This window comes from Nitratireductor rhodophyticola (assembly GCF_019891355.1).
Taxonomy (GTDB): Bacteria; Pseudomonadota; Alphaproteobacteria; order Rhizobiales; family Rhizobiaceae; genus Nitratireductor; species Nitratireductor rhodophyticola.
This window is the reverse complement of record NZ_JAHSSF010000001.1, coordinates 1143246-1160219: the sequence shown is the minus strand read 5'-3', so window position 1 is coordinate 1160219 and position 16974 is coordinate 1143246. Positions and strand designations below refer to the sequence as shown.

Sequence of the window (16974 nt, the reverse complement as noted above, 5' to 3'; positions counted from 1 at the left end):
AAAAGTGGAAGCACTCTGGGAGAAAGGGCAGGGAATGAGCCTCGACAACAAGCCCGTCTATTCCGGCGGTTGCCAGTGTGGGGCGGTGCGTTTTCATATCGAAGGCGCGCTTGGCGAGGCTTCGGTCTGCCATTGCCGCATGTGCCAGAAGGCGAGCGGCAACATCATGCTTCCGCTGGTCTCGGTGCGTGGCGCGAAACTCACCTGGACACGCGCCGAACCCAAGCGCTTCCAGTCGTCCAGCCATGTGCGGCGGGGCTTTTGCCCGCACTGCGGCACGCCGCTCACCTATGAAGCGCCCGACGGGCTGGCAATCGCCATCGCCGCCTTCGACCATCCGGAGGAAATCGCGCCGGTGGTGCAGTGGGGCATGGAAGGAAAGTTGCCCTATACCGACGGCATCGCGGCCCTCCCGGGTTACACCTCCGAGGAAGATGCGGACGCGGTGGAGTTTCTGCGCGACCTGGTCTCCTACCAGCACCCCGATCACGACACGGACGAATGGCCGCTGCCTGAAAACGCACGGAAAGACACTGAGAATGAATGAATTGCGCACGCTTTATCCTGAAATCGAGCCCTTCGACAGCGGTATGCTGGATGTGGGCGATGGCCACACGGTCTATTGGGAGCGCGTGGGCACGCGTGGCGCAAAACCGGCGGTGTTCCTGCATGGCGGCCCGGGCGGCGGCTGTTCACCCACGCATCGCCGCGCGTTCGATCCGGAAAAATACGATGTGGTGCTCTTCGATCAGCGCGGCTGCGGGCGCTCGAAACCCCATGCGGAGCTGGAGGCAAACACCACCTGGCATCTGGTGGCCGACATCGAGCGGCTGCGCAACATGATGGGCGTCGACAAATGGCAGGTCTTTGGCGGCTCCTGGGGGTCCACACTGGCGCTTGCCTATGCCGAGACCCATCCCGAATGCGTCTCCGAGCTGATCCTGCGTGGCATCTACACGCTCACCCGCGCGGAGCTTGAATGGTACTACCAGTTCGGCGTATCGCAGATGTTCCCTGAAAAGTGGGAGCACTTCATCGCCCCGATCCCGGAGGCCGAACGCGGCGACCTGATGGGCGCCTATCGCAGGCGCCTCGTGTCCGAGAATCGTGCTGTTCAGCTCGAGGCGGCAAAGGCATGGAGCCTGTGGGAAGGGGAAACCATCACCCTTTTGCCCGATCCCGGCCTCACGGAGCAGCATGGCGGCGACGATTTCGCCATCGCCTTCGCCCGCATTGAAAACCATTTCTTCGTTCATGGCGGCTGGTTTGAGGAAGGCCAGCTTCTGCGCGATGCCCACAAGCTCACCGGCATTCCCGGCGTCATCGTTCACGGCCGCTACGACATGCCATGCCCGGCCCACTACGCCTGGCAATTGCACAAGGCCTGGCCTGACGCGGAATTCCACCTGATCGAGGGGGCAGGGCACGCCTTTTCAGAACCGGGCATTCTCGACCGTCTGATCCGGGCAACAGACCAGTTTGCAGGCAAATGACCATGGCAAAAAGAGAACGTATCTACCTTTTCGACACCACGCTGCGCGATGGCCAGCAGACGCCGGGCGTGGATTTTTCCGTCGAGGACAAGATCGCCGTGGCAAAGCTGCTCGACGATTTCGGCTTCGATTATGTGGAAGGCGGGTATCCCGGCGCGAACCCCACCGACACGGCCTTCTTTTCGAAGAAGCGCACCGGCAATGCCGCTTTTGTCGCCTTCGGCATGACCAAGCGCGCCGGTGTCTCCGCCTCCAATGATCCCGGCCTCGCGGCCCTGCTTCAGTCGGCCAGCGATGCGATCTGCTTTGTCGCCAAGAGCTGGGATTACCATGTGCGCGTCGCGCTCGGCTGCACCAATGAGGAAAATCTGGAATCGATCACCGCCTCGGTCGAGGCGTCGGTTGCCGCCGGCAAGGAGACGATGGTCGACTGTGAGCATTTCTTCGATGGCTACAAGGCCAATCCGGACTACGCGCTGGCCTGCGCGAAGGCGGCCCATGATGCAGGCAGCCGTTGGGTGGTGCTGTGCGACACCAATGGCGGCACGCAGCCGGCAGAGATCAGGGAAATCGTGAGTGCCGTGATCGCGGCTGGCATTCCCGGCGCGCATCTGGGCATTCATGCTCATGACGACACGGGCCAGGCCGTGGCCAATTCGCTTGCCGCCGTCGAGGCAGGCGTGCGCCAGATACAGGGCACGCTCAATGGCATTGGCGAGCGCTGCGGCAACGCCAATCTGGTGACGATCCTGCCGACGCTGGCGCTCAAACCCGCCTATGCGGAACGCTTCACGACCGGCATTCCCACCGAGAAACTGGCCGATCTTTCGCGCCTTTCCCACGGTTTTGACGAGCTTTTGAACCGCGCGCCGGAGCCGCAGGCGCCCTATGTCGGCGCATCGGCCTTCGCCACCAAGGCCGGCATCCACGCTTCTGCTGTGCTCAAGGAGCCCGAAACCTATGAGCACGTGCCGCCGGAGAGCGTCGGCAACACCCGTCGCGTCATGGTCTCGGACCAGGGCGGGAAATCGAACTTCATTGCCGAACTAAAGCGCCGCGGTGTTGCCGTCGACAAGGCCGACCCGCGCCTCGATACGCTGATTGCGCTCGTCAAGGAGCGGGAGGCCGAGGGCTATGCCTATGAAGGAGCCGATGCAAGCTTTGAACTTCTCGCGCGGCGCACGCTCGGCCGCGTGCCGGAGTTCTTCAGGGTCGACGGTTTCCGCTGCATGGTGGAGCGCCGGTTCGATGCCAATGGCGAATTGAAAACCGTGTCGGAAGCCGTGGTCCGGGTGACCGTTGACGGCGAGACGCTCATGTCGGTCGCGGAAGGTCACGGGCCGGTCAACGCGCTCGACATCGCCCTGCGCAAGGATCTCGGCAAGTATCAGGCCGAAATTTCGGATCTGGCGCTGGCCGACTACAAGGTGCGTATCCTCAACGGCGGTACCGAGGCGATAACCCGCGTGTTGATCGAATCCTTCGACGGGACGGGCGCCCGCTGGTGGACCGTCGGTGTCTCCGACAACATCATCGATGCGTCGTTCCAGGCCCTGATGGATTCCATCGTCTACAAACTGGTCAAGAACCGGGACAAGGCAGATGCCGCAGAAGAGAACGCCGCCTGATCGAGACGAGCGAATGCGCTGGACCAATAAAATGAGATGGCGCCGATCCAGATCAGTATGACAGGATAATCGAACGCCTGTCACCCCCGCCGGGCTTTTCATGGAAAGCAGATGTCCGAGATAGCAGAAGCAGAAAAGCCGCTTGAGGCGGACTCTAACGACGCGACGCGCGGCTTCTTCTTCGCTCTGTCTGCCTATGGTCTGTGGGGCTTCCTGCCGCTATACATGAAGCTTGTCTCCCACATCCCGGCGATGGAGGTGGTGGCTCACCGCGTTCTATGGTCTCTTCCTGTGGCGGCGGTCATCCTCTATTTTTTGGGACGCACGGCCGATATCCGCCAGGCGCTGCGCTCGCCGCGCACATTGCTGATGGCAGCGCTGACGGCGGCGATCATCTCCTGCAACTGGGGCATCTATGTCTGGGCGATCGCGGTCGACCGTGCCGTCGAGACAGCCCTCGGCTACTATATCAACCCGCTTGTCAGCATCGCCATGGCGGCGCTCTTTCTCGGCGAGCGCCTCAACCGTTACCAGATTGCCGCCGTCTGCCTTGCAGGCGTTGCCGTGCTGATCCTCACGACCGATGCGGGCGGTCTGCCCTGGGTGTCCCTCAGCCTCGCCTTCAGCTTCGCGGCCTACGGCATTCTGCGCAAGACGCTGCCCATCGGGCCAAGCCAGGGCTTTTTCCTTGAAGTCCTGATCCTTGCTCTGCCCGCTCTCGGCTATCTCATCTGGCTCGGCGCGTCGGGCGAGGCGCATTTCACGCTTTCGAACCCGGCCGACATCGCTCTGCTCATCGGCTGCGGCCCGGTCACGGCCATTCCGCTTATCCTGTTCGCCATGGGTGCCAAATTGCTGCGCTATTCCACCATCGGCATCATGCAGTACACCGCGCCGACCATGATCTTCCTGATCGCTGTATTCGTCTTCAAGGAGCCGTTCGGCGGCGTCAAGGCGGTGGCGTTCGCTCTCATCTGGGCAGCCCTTGCCCTTTATAGCTGGTCGATGCTGCGCGACGCGCGCCGGGCAAAAAAATAGCCGCCCCAGGGGGGCCAGGGGGCCGGGCAAAAAAATAGCCGCCCCAGAGGGGCGGCGAATGAAACCCGGGATGCCGGGAAGGGGTGCGGCGGGCATCGACGGGTCAGGGACGGCGTGCGCGGAACATGCGAAGCCGGAGAACGCTGAACGTTCAAGCTCCGGATGGTGGATGGATACATAGGCCATGCACCGCGCAACCGGATCGAAGCAGGCCAGTGTTACAGCGAGACTGCAATCGGGTAACGGCAGGATGACAATCCCGCCCTGTTCACTGAAATCTGTGGACAGTCACAGCCGGTCGATAACCGTCTGGTCCTCACCATTCGATGACGCGCGCTGAGCGGCTGCCTTGAGGATTGCGGGAACGATATCCTGCGCCTGATCCACCACGATCGGGCGGACCCGGTGGCCGGAATGCACGAAGCCTTCCTGCTTCATGTGATCGACGAGCGTCAGAAGCGGGTTCCAGAAGCCGCCGATATTGGCGAACACCATCGGTTTTTCATGCCGGGCAAGCTGTGCCCAGGTCATGATTTCAACGATCTCTTCAAGCGTTCCAATTCCCCCGGGCAGGGCGACGAACGCATCCGAGCGCTCGAACATGGTGTGCTTGCGCTGGTGCATGTCCTCGGTGACGATGAGTTCGTCAAGCTCGGCCAGATCCACCTCGTTGGCCTCGCGGCGGATCAGGAATTTCGGAATGATCCCGGTCACCGCGCCGCCGGCATCCATCGTACCACGGGCGACTGCGCCCATGATACCTTTGGTACCCGCGCCATAGACCAGCCGCAAACGGGCTTCCGCCAGACTGCGCCCCAGCGTCAGTCCTGCCTGAAAATGACGTTCATCGCGCCCATTGCTTGAACCGCAATAGACGCATACCGACTCGATTATGCTCATGAAACCATTGCTCGTCTGCGTTACCGTTATGGTCAAGAGGACAAAGGCTTTTTCTTGTCGCTTGAGCGAAAAAGCGTTACAGCCTGTCACAAAGGGACTATCGTGGGTTTATGGGCTTGACACCTTTAAAGGGGCTTCTTTTTCTCTCCGGCGCTGTCGTGGCGGGCCTCGGGGCCGCATATGTTCTGGGCGCGTTTGACACACAGGAGCCACGCCCGGCTGCCCTGTCATCATCGCCGTCTCCCGAGACGGGCGCGCCGGCGGCGACCGCGAAGCAGGATGAGCAGGACTCGGGTGCAGCCACCAGGGAAGCGCGCCTGGAGGATGCCGGTCAGGAAAATGCCTCCGAGCCGGTGAAGCCGGCTCAGGAGATTGCCCCGCCAACCTTCGATATCGTGCGGGTCGAGCCGAACGGCTCCATGGTGATCGCCGGCAAGGCAGAGCCCAACGCGCGGGTCGAGATCATCAATGGGTCGACCGTTCTTGGAACCGCCACAAGCGGCGCGTCGGGCGACTTCGCGGCTGTGCTCGAGGACCCCCTCGAGCCGGGCGATTACCAGATCGTGCTGCGCGCCACCACCTCCGACAATCTCGCCGCCACGTCCCTTGAAACGGCAATCGTCACAGTGCCCGACGACGAGGCGGGGCAGGTGCTTGCCCTCGTCGATCAGCCGGGCGCACCGAGCCGTCTGATCACGGTGCCCGAAGCAAAGGCGCCGCAGGAAGGCGAGAGCGAGACACAGGCTGAGGTCGCGACTGAGCCATCCGCGACCGCCCTGACCGGGCAGGAGCAGCCGGCCACGGCAGAAAAACCGCAGGGCGAGTCGGCTCCGGTCGCCACCGAGGCCGAAGGCGAAAAGCCGGCAGAGGCCGCGCAGGCGGAGGAAGAGTCACCGCCAGCCACCACAGCGGCGGAAGCCGCAGGATCCCCCTTTATCGAAGCGGTCGAGATTGACGGTCGCCAGGTTTTCGTGGCCGGCGCCGCACGTCCCGGCAGCACGATCCGTGTCTATGTGAACCAGATCCTTCTCGGAGAGACGGTGACCACGCCGAACGGGCGTTTCCTGATCGAAGCCACCCGTGAACTGCCCATTGGCGACTACATTGTCCGTGCTGACATGCTTTCAGACGATGGGCGTACGGTCGTTGCCCGTGCCGCCGTGCCTTTCACACGGGCCGAGGGGGAACAGGTTGCAGCCGTCGCTGCGCCGGATTCCGGTTCGGATGCGCGCAACGATGCGGTTGACGGCAAGGATGCACGCCTGCCGTCGGCGGAGGCTTCGCAGCCTGCACAGGAGCCCAAAGCGGCAGTGGAGGCTGCGAGCCCTGATGCGAAGACCACAGCGCCAAAGCTCGCTCCGGTGGACGGTTCGGTCATCATTCGTCGCGGCGACACGCTCTGGCACATCTCCCGGCGCGTCTATGGCCGTGGCATCCGCTACACGACGCTCTATCTGGCCAACCAGGACCAGATAGAGGATCCCGACCGCATCTGGCCGGGGCAGGTTTTTGCCGTTCCGGAGAGCACCGAGGAGGGCGAAGCGGCCGATATGGAGGCCATCGAAGATCAGATGGTCAAGCCGGAAAACGCCAATTAGCCGACATTAAATTCCCTCTTTCTCTTGAAATCACAGAACCTTTCATCGTATATCGCCGATGAACGATGAAAGGTTCTGCCATGCCACGCTCGTTGTCAGGCGCCTGCTGTGCGCATCACGCCATGACGAAGGGGTTGAGCGCACTGTCTCACCCTGTGCGGGTCGAGATACTAAAGCATCTTTCGGGCTATGATGCGTGCTGCTGCAAGGATGTGGTGCGTCATCTGCATCTGGCGCAGTCCACGGTTTCCCAGCACCTGAAAGTGCTTGTGGAGGCGGGGCTGGTGCATGTGCGCCCTGAGCGGCAAAGCTCGCGCTATGAGGTGGACACAGAGGCTCTTGCAGGCCTGACAGAAGCCCTGGCGCGTCTGACACAGACCTGTATCGATGCCAGGAAGAGTAGAACATCCAGCCACGGGGCCGAAGCGAATGAACAATAAGACCGTATCCGCCGAAGGCTCCACCTTCCAGACCCTGCGCAATCTGTGGCCCTATATGTGGCCATCCGACCGGATCGACCTGAAGCGGCGTGTCGTCATTGCCGCCTTCTTCCTGGTGCTTGCCAAGGTCATCCTCGTTTTTGTCCCATATTTCTACAAATGGGCCACCAATGCCCTTTCCGGGGAGGGGGAAGCGCCGGGCTTTCTGCCGGCCATGCTGGCCGGCCCGATCATGCTCGTCGTGGCCTATAATGTCGTGCGTGTCGTCCAGCTCGGTTTCAACCAGTTGCGCGATGCGCTCTTTGCCAGTGTCGGGCAGCACGCCGTGCGCCAGCTCGCCCACCGCACCTTCGTCCACATGCATCAGCTTTCGCTGCGCTTCCATCTGGAGCGCCGCACGGGGGGGCTTTCGCGCATCATCGAGCGCGGCACCAAGGGCATCGACACGATCGTTCGATTCACGATCCTGAACTCGATCCCCACCGTTCTGGAATTCTTCCTCGCCGCCGGCATTTTTGCCGTCGCCTATGGCTGGATCTATGTGGCGATTGTCGCCGTCACGGTATGGCTCTACACTTGGTTCACGATCCGGGCGAGTGACTGGCGCATCGGCATTCGCCGGCAGATGAACGATTCCGATACGGACGCCAACACCAAGGCCATCGATTCCCTGCTCAATTTCGAAACGGTCAAATATTTCAACAACGAAGCCATGGAAGCACGGCGTTTCGATCGCTCCATGGCGCGTTACGAAGACGCGGCAACCCGCACCTGGACATCGCTCGGCTGGCTCAATTTCGGACAGGGAGTCATTCTGGGGCTTGGCATGACCGCCGCCATGGGGCTGTCCGCCTATGAAGTGATGCGCGGCACGCAGACGGTGGGCGATTTCGTCTTCATCAATGCCATGCTGATGCAGCTTTCCATTCCGCTGAATTTCATCGGCTTTGTCTATCGCGAAATACGCCAGGGCCTGACCGACATCGAACAGATGTTCGACCTGCTCGACGTTCGCGCCGAGGTCACCGACAGGCCTGATGCAAAGATACTGACCGTCGAGAAGGGCAATGTTCGCTTCGAGAATGTGCGCTTTTCCTATGATCCCGAACGACCGATCCTGAAGGGCATCAGCTTCGAGATCCCGGCAGGCAGGACCGTTGCCGTGGTTGGTCCCTCCGGCGCCGGAAAATCCACCATTTCGCGCCTGCTTTTCCGCTTCTACGATGCCCAGAATGGCGAGATCACCATAGACGGGCAGAACGTGAAGGACGTGACGCAGGAGAGCCTGCGTGCGGCCATCGGCATGGTGCCGCAGGACACAGTGCTCTTCAACGACACCATCGCTTATAACATCCGCTATGGCAGGCCCGACGCAAGCGATGAGGAGGTGCGCAGCGCGGCCGAGATGGCACAGATCGGCCCCTTCATCGAGAGCCTGCCGGAGGGCTATGGCACGATGGTGGGCGAGCGCGGGCTCAAGCTCTCCGGCGGTGAAAAACAGCGTGTCGCCATCGCCCGGACCATTCTCAAGGCCCCGCCCATTCTCTTGCTGGATGAGGCGACCTCGGCACTCGATACGCACACGGAGCAGGAAATTCAGGCAGCGCTCGACACGGTCAGCCGTGGCCGCACAACGCTCGTCATCGCGCACCGCCTGTCCACCGTCATCAACGCCGATGAGATCATCGTGCTGAAAGGCGGGGAGATAGCCGAACGCGGCCGTCACCCCGACCTTCTGGCTGCCGGCGGGCTCTATGCGGAGATGTGGAGCCGTCAGCGTGAAGCCACCGAGGCCGAGGAGCGGCTGCGCAAGGCGCGTGAAACGGATGAAATGGGCGTGGTGGTGCGCCGCCAGCCGGCTTACTGAGGGGCGCCTCGGCTCCCTCCCTGAACCACTTCATGGGCTTGGCGACGGCACGCAGGTGTTGGAAACGGGCCGGCAGCCCGGTTGATGCGTTGCGGGAGAACCCGGATTCCGTTACCAAGGCGGCACATTCATTCGATTTGAAAGTGGCCGCCGATGAGCCTGATTGACACGATCCGCAACACGCTGGTGCCGATCCACCGCGAAGGGTATCCCTTTATTGCGGCTTTCGCCGGCGCGACCATTGTCCTGGGGCTGATCTGGGGGCCGCTGTTCTGGATCGGCCTGATCCTGACGGCCTGGTGCGTCTATTTCTACCGCGATCCCGAGCGCGTGACCCCCGTCGACGACAATCTGGTGATTGCGCCGGCCGATGGCGTCGTGTCCTTCGTTGGCCCCGCCGTGCCGCCGGCAGAGCTTGGCATGGGCGAGGGGGAGATGACCCGCATCTCCGTTTTCATGAATGTCTTCTCCTGCCACATCAACCGTGCGCCGGTGCGAGGCCGCATTTCCCTGATCGAGCATCGGCCGGGCCGGTTTCTCAACGCCGAACTCGACAAGGCGAGCAGTGAGAACGAGCGCAACGGCCTCGTGATCGAGAGCCCGCACGGCCCGGTTCCGGTGGTGCAGATCGCCGGGCTCGTGGCGAGGCGCATCGTCTGCTGGGCTGAGGCGCCCGGGCAGATCACCGTCGGCGAACGGTTCGGCCTGATCCGCTTCGGATCCCGTGTTGACGTCTACCTTCCGGCAGGTGCTGTGCCACGGGTTGCGATCGGCCAGACCGCGGTTGGCGGCGAGACTGTCATTGCGGCTTTCGGGAGCGATCTGAAACAGCCCATCGTCAGGGTTTCCTGATGGCGGGGCCCTTTCCACCATTCGAACCGCATGGCGGGGGCGGGCCCAAGCTCAGTGAAATTCCGCTGCGCATGCTGGTGCCGAACGTCATCACCGTTCTGGCCATCTGTGCCGGGCTTTCCGGGATCAGGCTTGCTTTCGAGCACCGCGTCGAGACGGCGGTTGTCATGGTCCTGATTGCCGCGTTTCTGGACGCGGTGGATGGTCGCGTGGCACGCATGCTCAAGGCCTCGTCGAAATTCGGCGCGCAGATGGATTCGCTGGCCGACATCGTCAATTTCGGCGTCGCGCCGGCTCTGGTTCTTTATGCCTATGTGCTCGATCAGGCGGGTGCGCTCGGCTGGATCGCCGCGCTTCTCTTCGCCATCGCCTGCTGCCTGCGGCTTGCACGCTTTAATGTCATGCTGGACGATCCGGATCGTCCCGCCTGGCATACGGATTATTTCGTCGGCGTTCCCGCGCCGGCGGGAGCGGCACTGGTGCTCCTGCCAGTCTATCTGGGCTTTCTCGGCATCGCGCCGGACACCACCATGGCCTTTGCAGCTTCGGCCTATACGGTGCTGATCGGGTTCCTGCTCGTCAGCCGCCTGCCGGTCTATTCGGGGAAGAGTTCCGGTAGTCGGGTTCCGCGCGAATATGTTCTGCCGCTGATCCTGGGGCTGGCGCTCTACGTGCTTCTTCTGACCAGTTTCACCTGGATGACGCTTACAGTCTCAGCCCTTGGCTATCTGGTCTTCCTTGTCTTCAGCATGCGTGCCTATGCCCGCCGTGCGGAGCTGGAAGACAAAAAAGCGGCGGAAGAAGCCGGCGGAGAGCAGGAATAATCCTGCGTATCAGGCATCGCTCGTCGGAACTGACACGCCACGCACCTCGATCATCCGTCCAAACAGGGCTTCGGAAGCCCGCATGTCTTCCCGGCCCGAGCGCGCAATCAATGCCTCGATTGTCATCGGGGGCAGGGTGCGTACGTGGCGCGCGGGCACGAACCCGCGCCGTTCCATATAGACAGGAACCACATGTGCCTCTGCCTTGAGCGCAATGCGCGCGACGGCACGAAACAGGCGAAATGCCTTGGTGTCCGGGTCGGTGTCGTCGGGCATATAGACGGCAAGCCGGCCATTGCCTCTGAGGCGGCGCACGAGCCGGCGGCTGACAAAAACATGGTGTGCGTTGAAGGCGATTGTCCGCGCGAGCGCGCGCCAGGGTTCGAGAAAGGGCGACTTTGCCGATGCTTCATCGAGAATGTGCAGCGTGTCGTCGGGCAGAAGAGCAAGCATCGTCGCCGGGTCGAGACCGGATTGATGCCACACGGCATAGATGACCGGTGTATCGGCCTTTCGCGCCGCATCGACCTCGCGGTCGCTTATGCGAAACAGAAGCTTTAGCGGCGCGTGCAGCGCTGCCTGATGAAAGCTGACGCCGCGCCGATACTGGACGATGCCTGCCATGACGGCCCAGACCGCCAGGACAAGCAGCACGAATTCGATGATCAGTATCATGCCGCATCTCCCAATCGCCGGTTCTTCACCTGTCGGCAAAGTCCGGCATCAATGTCTACGTTCGGGTCAATTGCGTATCGAACGCTGTCCCTTCCGCAGCCCCTTTCGGCGCGGCGTCTTCGTCCGCTGCCGCGTGGAAAGGTAACGAAAGCGTCCGGCAGGTCAATCGCGAAGTCTGGTCTGAAACGGAGCCTGTGTCCGCCTCACTGAGGCATCTGGTAACGTGTAAAATGATTTTTCTTTACGTCGAAGATCAGGCCTGTTTCCGTCAATTCCGGGCTCGCAAGCGGCAGGATTTTGGCTGCCACTTCAGAAGGATGCGGCAACGTCTCGGGATCTTCGCCCGGCATGGCCTGCGCACGCATGGCTGTGCGGGTCGCGCCCGGGTTTACCGAGTTGACCCGCAGCGGCATGTTCTTGGTCTCGTCGGCCCAGGAGCGCGCCATCGCCTCGACGGCCGCCTTTGAGGCCGCGTAGGGCCCCCAGAATGCCCGTGCGGAGTGTGCCGCCCCCGATGACATCACGATCGCACGCCCCGCGTCCGAAGCGCGCAGCAGCGGGTCCACCGTCCGGATCAGCCGCCATGTGCCGGTGACATTGATGTTCATGACCTTTTCGAAGACCTTCGCCTCCACATGGCCAAGCGGCGCGATCACGCCGAGAATGCCCGCATTGGCGACCATGATGTCCAGCTTGCCCCAGCGCTCGTGAATGGCGCCGCCAATCCGGTCGATACCGGCCATGTCGGTCAGGTCGAGCGGAACGAGCGTGGCTTCGCCGCCCGCAGCCTTGATCTCGTCGTCGAGCTCTTCAAGACCGCCGACAGTGCGCGCCACGGCGACGACATGCGCGCCGCAGGCTGCAAGCTCTTTTGCCAGAAAATAGCCGATGCCGCGGGATGCGCCGGTGACGAGAGCCAGCCGGCCTTTCAGGTCTGGTTTTTTATCTGTCATTGACCGCCTGCTGCGAGAAGGGAAAGCGTGCGCACATTGTCTGTGCTGTCGTGATCGGTCAACCGCGTCGGGTAGTCCTTGGTGAAGCAGGCATCGCAATATTGCGGCTGCTCGGCATTGCGTGCTGCCTCTCCGACCGCGCGGTAGAGCCCGTCAATGGTCAGGAAGGCAAGCGAATCGACCCGTATGAAGTCGGCCATCTCCTCGACCGACATGCGCGAGGCGAGAAGTTTGGCCGCTTCCGGCGTGTCGACGCCGTAGAAGCAGGGCGAACGCGTGGGTGGCGATGCGATGCGCATATGCACTTCGGCCGCGCCTGCATCGCGCACCATCTGCACGATCTTCTGGCTCGTGGTACCGCGCACGATGGAGTCATCCACCAGCACAACCCGCTTGCCCTCGATGCAGCGGCGGTTTGCATTGTGCTTCAGTTTCACGCCCATATGGCGGATGGAATCGGTCGGCTGAATGAAGGTGCGTCCCACATAGTGGTTGCGGATGATGCCGAGTTCGAAGGGGAGGCCGGCTGCCTGCGCATAACCGATGGCGGCGGGCGTGCCTGAATCCGGCACGGGCACGACAATATCGGCCTCGACCGGCATTTCGCGCGCCAGCTCCGCGCCGATTTCCTTGCGCACGTCGTAGACATTGCGTCCCTCGACGAGGGAGTCCGGCCGCGCGAAATAGACATACTCGAAGATGCAGAAGCGCGGCTTCTCCTTGTTTTCAAAGGGGAAGAAGCTCTCGATGCCCTTTTCGGTCACGACCACCATCTCGCCCGGTTTCAAATCACGGACGAAGCGGGCGCCGATGATGTCGAGCGCGCAGGTCTCCGAGGCCAGGATGTAAGCGCCGTCGAGATCGCCCAGAACCAGCGGGCGTATGCCCAGCGGATCGCGGCAGCCGATCATCTTTTTCGAGGTAAGAGCGACAATCGAGAAGGCACCCTCGATCTGCCGCACCGCTTCGATGAAGCGCGTGTTCGTGTCGCGTTCCTTGCTGGTGGCAACAAGGTGCAGAACCGTCTCGGTATCGGAGGTGGACGAGAAGATCGCCCCTTCCTTCTGCAGCTTGCGCTGCACGGTCATGGCATTGGTAATGTTGCCATTGTGGGCGATGGCAAGACCGCCGTCCGACAATTCGGCAAAGAAGGGCTGGACGTTGCGCAGGCCCGAGCCGCCAGTCGTCGCATAGCGCGTATGGCCGATGGCGCGGCTGCCGTTCAGGCGGTCCAGGACCGACTGTTTGGTAAACGTATCGCCGATCAGGCCGATATGGCGCTCCACGTGGAACTGGGTGCCGTCGAAGGAGACGATGCCGGCTGCTTCCTGTCCGCGGTGCTGCAAGGCATGCAGGCCAAGCGTTACGATAGCCGCGGCGTCACTGCGTCCGAAAATGCCGAACACGCCGCATTCATCATGAAAATGGTCGTCCGCTTCGCCTGCGAGAGGCAAATTGTCTTCCAGTGCCATTTCTGGCCGCCCTTTCATTGTGACACAGACGGCCCGCGACCGTCAGTTTGCGGTTTCGCCCTCGCCGGATGCGCCATTGGTGAGGCGATCGAAAACCGTGTTGTCCGGATCGTCCGGAAGCATGGCCTGGATCCACTGACCCACGCCATCCAGCAATGGCCGGGATTTGGCTTCCGCAACCCAGCTCGGCGGGTTCGCACCCATCAGCCAGTTGAGAAACAGAAGCGCAACCGCCACCACCAGAATACCGCGTGCGGCACCGTAGAGGAAGCCAAGTGTGCGGTCGAGCGCGCCAATGCGCGAATCGATGATGAAATCCGCGATCTTCATCGTGATGATCGTCACCACGATCAGCGCCACGAGGAAGACGGCTGCTGCCGCAACGGCCAGGGCCAGCATGTCATTGCTGATATAGGGCTTCACATAGGGCAGAACCAGTGGATGAAAATAATAGGCCGCCACCGCAGCCGCCGCCCACGAAGCGATCGACAGCACCTCGCGCGAGAAACCGCGCACCATGGCCAGCATGGCCGAAACGAGCGTGAAGCCGACAAGAATTCCGTCAAGCAACGTGATTGGCATTGTCACCCCTACTCCTTTGGCAGTTAGGATGCCCCCGCAAGGTCATGTTCTTTATCTTCCGGGCCACTGTGCCGCCAATCGATTTATTCAGGCCGCCTTGGCGCCCGCGATCCGGGCCACCAGTTCGGCCAGCGCTTCGGGGCGCGCCGCCCGCGATGCGATCGCACCCGAACCGTCTTCATTGCCCGGCGGCATGACCGCTTGGGCGAAGCCGAGCTTTTCGGCTTCCTTGAGACGGCTCGCTGCATGCGCAACGGGTCTGACAGCGCCCGAAAGGCTGATTTCGCCGAAATAGACGCAATCGGCGGGCAGGGCAAGCCCGGTGAGTGATGAGACGAGCGCCGCCGCCACCGCAAGGTCGGCTGCCGGCTCCGAAATCCGGTAGCCGCCAGCCACGTTCAGATACACGTCATGGGTCGCAAAACGCACCCCGCAATGGGCTTCCAGAACGGCCAAGACCATGGAAAGTCTGGCAGAATCCCATCCCACCACGGCGCGGCGCGGTGTGCCGAGCGGCGAGGGGGCAACAAGTGCCTGGATTTCCACAAGAACCGGTCGTGTGCCTTCCATACCGGCGAAGACGGCGGCACCGGGCGCTGCCGCGCTGCGCTCGCCCAGAAACAGCTCCGACGGGTTGGAGACCTCGCGCAGGCCCCTGTCGCCCATTTCGAACACGCCGATCTCGTCGGTTGGGCCGAAGCGGTTCTTCACCGTGCGCAGGATGCGGTAGTGGTGCCCGCCTTCACCTTCGAAATAGAGAACCCCATCCACCATGTGCTCCACAACGCGCGGGCCGGCGATCTGGCCTTCCTTGGTCACGTGACCGACCAGAACCACCGCGGCGCCGGTCGATTTCGCATAGCGGATCATGGCCTGTGCCGACGCGCGCACCTGCGTCACCGTGCCGGGCGCGGATTCGGCCATGTCGGTCCACAGCGTCTGGATGGAATCCAGAATGACGAGATCAGGGCGCTTGCCGTCCTCGATGGTCGCCAGAATATCCTCGACGTTGGTCTCGGCTGCCAGTTCCACCGGCTGCTGCGCCACATCCAGGCGCTGCGCGCGCAGGCGGATCTGCGCCACCGCCTCCTCGCCCGATACATAGACGATGCGGTGGCCGCGCGCGGCAAGGGCGGCCGCAGCCTGGGTGAGCAGGGTGGACTTGCCGATGCCCGGATCTCCGCCCACGAGCAGCGCCGAGCCGCGCACGAAGCCGCCACCGGTCACCCGGTCGAGCTCGCCAATTCCGGTGGTGATTCGCGGCGCGTCCTCGATGTCGCCCGAAAGCGTGGTCAGCGCCACCGCACGCCCCTTGCGGGCCTTGCGCGAGGCCGCCTGGGGGCCGGAACCGATCCCGCTGGAGGTGCCTTCCTCGACAAGTGTGTTCCAGGCGCCGCAGCCGTCGCACTTGCCGGCCCAGCGCGCGTGCACCGTGCCGCAGTTCTGGCAGATGAACTGAACGCGCGCGCGGGCCATCAGATGCGGTCCCCGCCGCGCACATAATGGCGTTCGAAACGATGCCCCAGCGCGGTCAGAAGCTCGTAGGAGATCGTCCCGCAGGCGGCAGCCAGCTCGTCCACCGGGAGGTTGGGGCCCATGAGCTCGATGAAATCGCCCACCTGCAGGGCGTCGGGTCCAAGATCGGTCACATCGAAAAGCGTAAGGTCCATGGTGACGCGGCCGAGCACCGGCACGCGCTGCCCCTCGATGAACCCGAATGCGCCTTCAGGCACGGCAGCGCGCAGCGGCACGCCGGCACCGGAGCCGGAGCGATGGTAGCCGTCTGCATAGCCCGTGGCGGTTACGGCAACGAGCGTGTCCCGGTCGAGCGGGGTCGCCCCATAGCTGACGGTGCCGCCGACCGGCACATGGCGCAGTTGTGCGATACGCGAATGCACGCTTGCCACGGGGCGCATGGGGTTTTCGGTGCCGCTTACGGGATTGCTACCGTAAAGTGCCACGCCGGGGCGCGTCACATCGCACAGGAACTCGCCACCCAGAAAGATGCCCGCGGAGTTCGCCAGACTTGATTCAGCATCTGGAAAAAGCTCGCAAAGTGCCTGAAATGATTCGAGTTGTTGCCGGTTCATCGGATGATCTGGCGTGTCGGCACAGGCCAGATGGCTGAGGATCAGCCGCGGCGACAAAGCCCCGGTCAGCGCATTCTCCTGCGCCAGTATGCGGGCGCGTTCGGGGGTGAGCCCGAGCCGGTTCATGCCGGTTTCGACATGCAGCGCGCATGGGCGTGGCGTGTCTTCGTCGTCCCAGCCATGGGCTTCCCATATGGCGAGGTCGGATTGCGAGTTCAAAACCGGCAGAAGGCGCCCTTCACGATAAAAGGAGGCAGCCTCGGAGCTGAAAAGACCGTTGAAGACGTAGATGTCGGCTTCGGGAGCGGCCCTGCGAACGGCAAGCCCCTCTTCGGGGAGGGCAACGAAGAATTTGCGGCATCCTTCGGCAACCAGCGCCTCGACAACCGGACCGGTGCCGAGCCCATAAGCGTCGGCTTTCACCACGGCGGCGGCTTCGGCCGGTGTCGATTGTTCGGCGAGGAACCTGTAATTGGCAGCCAGCGCGTCGAGGTCGACCGTCAGCCGTCCCCCGGCCACGCGGGGATCGGCGCCGCGCAAATGCGGGTTGTTACGGGTCATG

The 16974-nt window shown here is 62.7% G+C and carries 16 protein-coding genes; 9 read left to right on the top strand and 7 right to left on the bottom strand.

Translation table 11 applies throughout. The features are described 5' to 3' along the window. Positions 1 to 34 precede the first annotated feature (34 nt). From KUG85_RS05605 to rarD, 4 genes are all read left to right on the top strand, one after another. Positions 35 to 547 (top strand): GFA family protein, encoded by a 513-nt coding sequence (locus tag KUG85_RS05605; protein ID WP_223004514.1) that lies wholly within the window; start codon positions 35 to 37, stop codon positions 545 to 547. Then, positions 540 to 1493, top strand: coding sequence for a prolyl aminopeptidase (gene pip, locus KUG85_RS05600; protein WP_223004420.1), 954 nt, complete (start codon positions 540 to 542; stop codon positions 1491 to 1493). Before KUG85_RS05605 ends, pip begins: the two co-directional genes overlap by 8 nt. Beyond that, complete coding sequence (gene cimA, locus KUG85_RS05595; protein ID WP_223004419.1) at positions 1490 to 3121, top strand: citramalate synthase; 1632 nt, start codon at positions 1490 to 1492, stop codon at positions 3119 to 3121. Before pip ends, cimA begins: the two co-directional genes overlap by 4 nt. 111 nt (positions 3122 to 3232) lie before the next feature. After that, a complete protein-coding gene (gene rarD, locus KUG85_RS05590; RefSeq protein WP_223004418.1) occupies positions 3233 to 4159 on the top strand; it encodes an EamA family transporter RarD in 927 nt (308 codons plus the stop codon). Between the two features lie 288 nt (positions 4160 to 4447). On the opposite strand, the gene KUG85_RS05585 is transcribed toward rarD, so the two are convergent. Further along, on the bottom strand, positions 4448 to 5059 hold the full coding sequence (locus tag KUG85_RS05585; protein WP_223004417.1) for an LOG family protein: 612 nt from the start codon (positions 5057 to 5059) through the stop codon (positions 4448 to 4450). Positions 5060 to 5169: 110 nt separating this feature from the next. Here KUG85_RS05585 and KUG85_RS05580 point away from each other — a divergent pair, with 110 nt between their 5' ends. From KUG85_RS05580 to pssA, 5 genes are all read left to right on the top strand, one after another. Beyond that, entirely contained in the window at positions 5170 to 6657 is a 1488-nt protein-coding gene (locus KUG85_RS05580; RefSeq protein ID WP_223004416.1) for an Ig-like domain-containing protein, read from the top strand. Between the two features lie 122 nt (positions 6658 to 6779). Then, positions 6780 to 7097 (top strand): ArsR/SmtB family transcription factor, encoded by a 318-nt coding sequence (locus KUG85_RS05575; RefSeq protein ID WP_223004415.1) that lies wholly within the window; start codon positions 6780 to 6782, stop codon positions 7095 to 7097. Continuing rightward, a complete protein-coding gene (locus KUG85_RS05570) occupies positions 7087 to 8964 on the top strand; it encodes an ABCB family ABC transporter ATP-binding protein/permease (RefSeq protein WP_223004414.1) in 1878 nt (625 codons plus the stop codon). Before KUG85_RS05575 ends, KUG85_RS05570 begins: the two co-directional genes overlap by 11 nt. A 153-nt stretch (positions 8965 to 9117) precedes the next feature. Next, positions 9118 to 9816 carry a phosphatidylserine decarboxylase gene (locus KUG85_RS05565; protein WP_065818325.1) on the top strand — a complete coding sequence of 233 codons (699 nt, stop codon included), beginning with the start codon at positions 9118 to 9120 and terminating at the stop codon, positions 9814 to 9816. Next, positions 9816 to 10640, top strand: a complete 825-nt coding sequence (gene pssA, locus KUG85_RS05560) for a CDP-diacylglycerol--serine O-phosphatidyltransferase (RefSeq protein WP_223004413.1) — start codon at positions 9816 to 9818, stop codon at positions 10638 to 10640. Before KUG85_RS05565 ends, pssA begins: the two co-directional genes overlap by 1 nt. Before the next feature lie 9 nt (positions 10641 to 10649). Here the strand turns inward: pssA and KUG85_RS05555 are convergent, their stop codons facing one another. The 6 genes from KUG85_RS05555 to alr all read right to left on the bottom strand — a co-directional run bounded on the left by KUG85_RS05555 (position 10650) and on the right by alr (position 16973). After that, positions 10650 to 11315, bottom strand: a complete 666-nt coding sequence (locus tag KUG85_RS05555) for a 1-acyl-sn-glycerol-3-phosphate acyltransferase (RefSeq protein WP_065818323.1) — start codon at positions 11313 to 11315, stop codon at positions 10650 to 10652. A 203-nt stretch (positions 11316 to 11518) separates the two neighbouring features. Continuing rightward, positions 11519 to 12268, bottom strand: a complete 750-nt coding sequence (locus tag KUG85_RS05550) for an SDR family NAD(P)-dependent oxidoreductase (protein ID WP_223004412.1) — start codon at positions 12266 to 12268, stop codon at positions 11519 to 11521. Then, positions 12265 to 13740, bottom strand: coding sequence for an amidophosphoribosyltransferase (gene purF / locus KUG85_RS05545; protein ID WP_223004411.1), 1476 nt, complete (start codon positions 13738 to 13740; stop codon positions 12265 to 12267). Before purF ends, KUG85_RS05550 begins: the two co-directional genes overlap by 4 nt. Before the next feature lie 42 nt (positions 13741 to 13782). After that, positions 13783 to 14322 carry a CvpA family protein gene (locus KUG85_RS05540; RefSeq protein ID WP_007007707.1) on the bottom strand — a complete coding sequence of 180 codons (540 nt, stop codon included), beginning with the start codon at positions 14320 to 14322 and terminating at the stop codon, positions 13783 to 13785. An 87-nt stretch (positions 14323 to 14409) separates the two neighbouring features. Beyond that, entirely contained in the window at positions 14410 to 15798 is a 1389-nt protein-coding gene (gene radA / locus KUG85_RS05535) for a DNA repair protein RadA (RefSeq protein ID WP_007007706.1), read from the bottom strand. Continuing rightward, entirely contained in the window at positions 15798 to 16973 is a 1176-nt protein-coding gene (gene alr / locus KUG85_RS05530; protein ID WP_223004410.1) for an alanine racemase, read from the bottom strand. Before alr ends, radA begins: the two co-directional genes overlap by 1 nt. Position 16974: the final 1 nt, after the last annotated feature.

Bases quoted from the DNA above. Each gene is read 5' to 3' on its own strand.
- rarD (WP_223004418.1), top strand. From the start codon at position 3,233: ATGTCCGAGATAGCAGAAGCAGAAAAGCCGCTTGAGGCGGACTCTAAC.
- KUG85_RS05575 (WP_223004415.1), top strand. From the start codon at position 6,780: ATGACGAAGGGGTTGAGCGCACTGTCTCACCCTGTGCGGGTCGAGATA.
- KUG85_RS05565 (WP_065818325.1), top strand. From the start codon at position 9,118: ATGAGCCTGATTGACACGATCCGCAACACGCTGGTGCCGATCCACCGC.
- pip (WP_223004420.1), top strand. From the start codon at position 540: ATGAATGAATTGCGCACGCTTTATCCTGAAATCGAGCCCTTCGACAGC.
- KUG85_RS05585 (WP_223004417.1), bottom strand. From the start codon at position 5,059: ATGAGCATAATCGAGTCGGTATGCGTCTATTGCGGTTCAAGCAATGGG.
- pssA (WP_223004413.1), top strand. From the start codon at position 9,816: ATGGCGGGGCCCTTTCCACCATTCGAACCGCATGGCGGGGGCGGGCCC.
- cimA (WP_223004419.1), top strand. From the start codon at position 1,490: ATGACCATGGCAAAAAGAGAACGTATCTACCTTTTCGACACCACGCTG.
- purF (WP_223004411.1), bottom strand. From the start codon at position 13,740: ATGGCACTGGAAGACAATTTGCCTCTCGCAGGCGAAGCGGACGACCAT.
- KUG85_RS05580 (WP_223004416.1), top strand. From the start codon at position 5,170: ATGGGCTTGACACCTTTAAAGGGGCTTCTTTTTCTCTCCGGCGCTGTC.
- radA (WP_007007706.1), bottom strand. From the start codon at position 15,798: ATGGCCCGCGCGCGCGTTCAGTTCATCTGCCAGAACTGCGGCACGGTG.
- KUG85_RS05540 (WP_007007707.1), bottom strand. From the start codon at position 14,322: ATGCCAATCACGTTGCTTGACGGAATTCTTGTCGGCTTCACGCTCGTT.
- alr (WP_223004410.1), bottom strand. From the start codon at position 16,973: ATGACCCGTAACAACCCGCATTTGCGCGGCGCCGATCCCCGCGTGGCC.
- KUG85_RS05550 (WP_223004412.1), bottom strand. From the start codon at position 12,268: ATGACAGATAAAAAACCAGACCTGAAAGGCCGGCTGGCTCTCGTCACC.
- KUG85_RS05555 (WP_065818323.1), bottom strand. From the start codon at position 11,315: ATGATACTGATCATCGAATTCGTGCTGCTTGTCCTGGCGGTCTGGGCC.
- KUG85_RS05605 (WP_223004514.1), top strand. From the start codon at position 35: ATGAGCCTCGACAACAAGCCCGTCTATTCCGGCGGTTGCCAGTGTGGG.
- KUG85_RS05570 (WP_223004414.1), top strand. From the start codon at position 7,087: ATGAACAATAAGACCGTATCCGCCGAAGGCTCCACCTTCCAGACCCTG.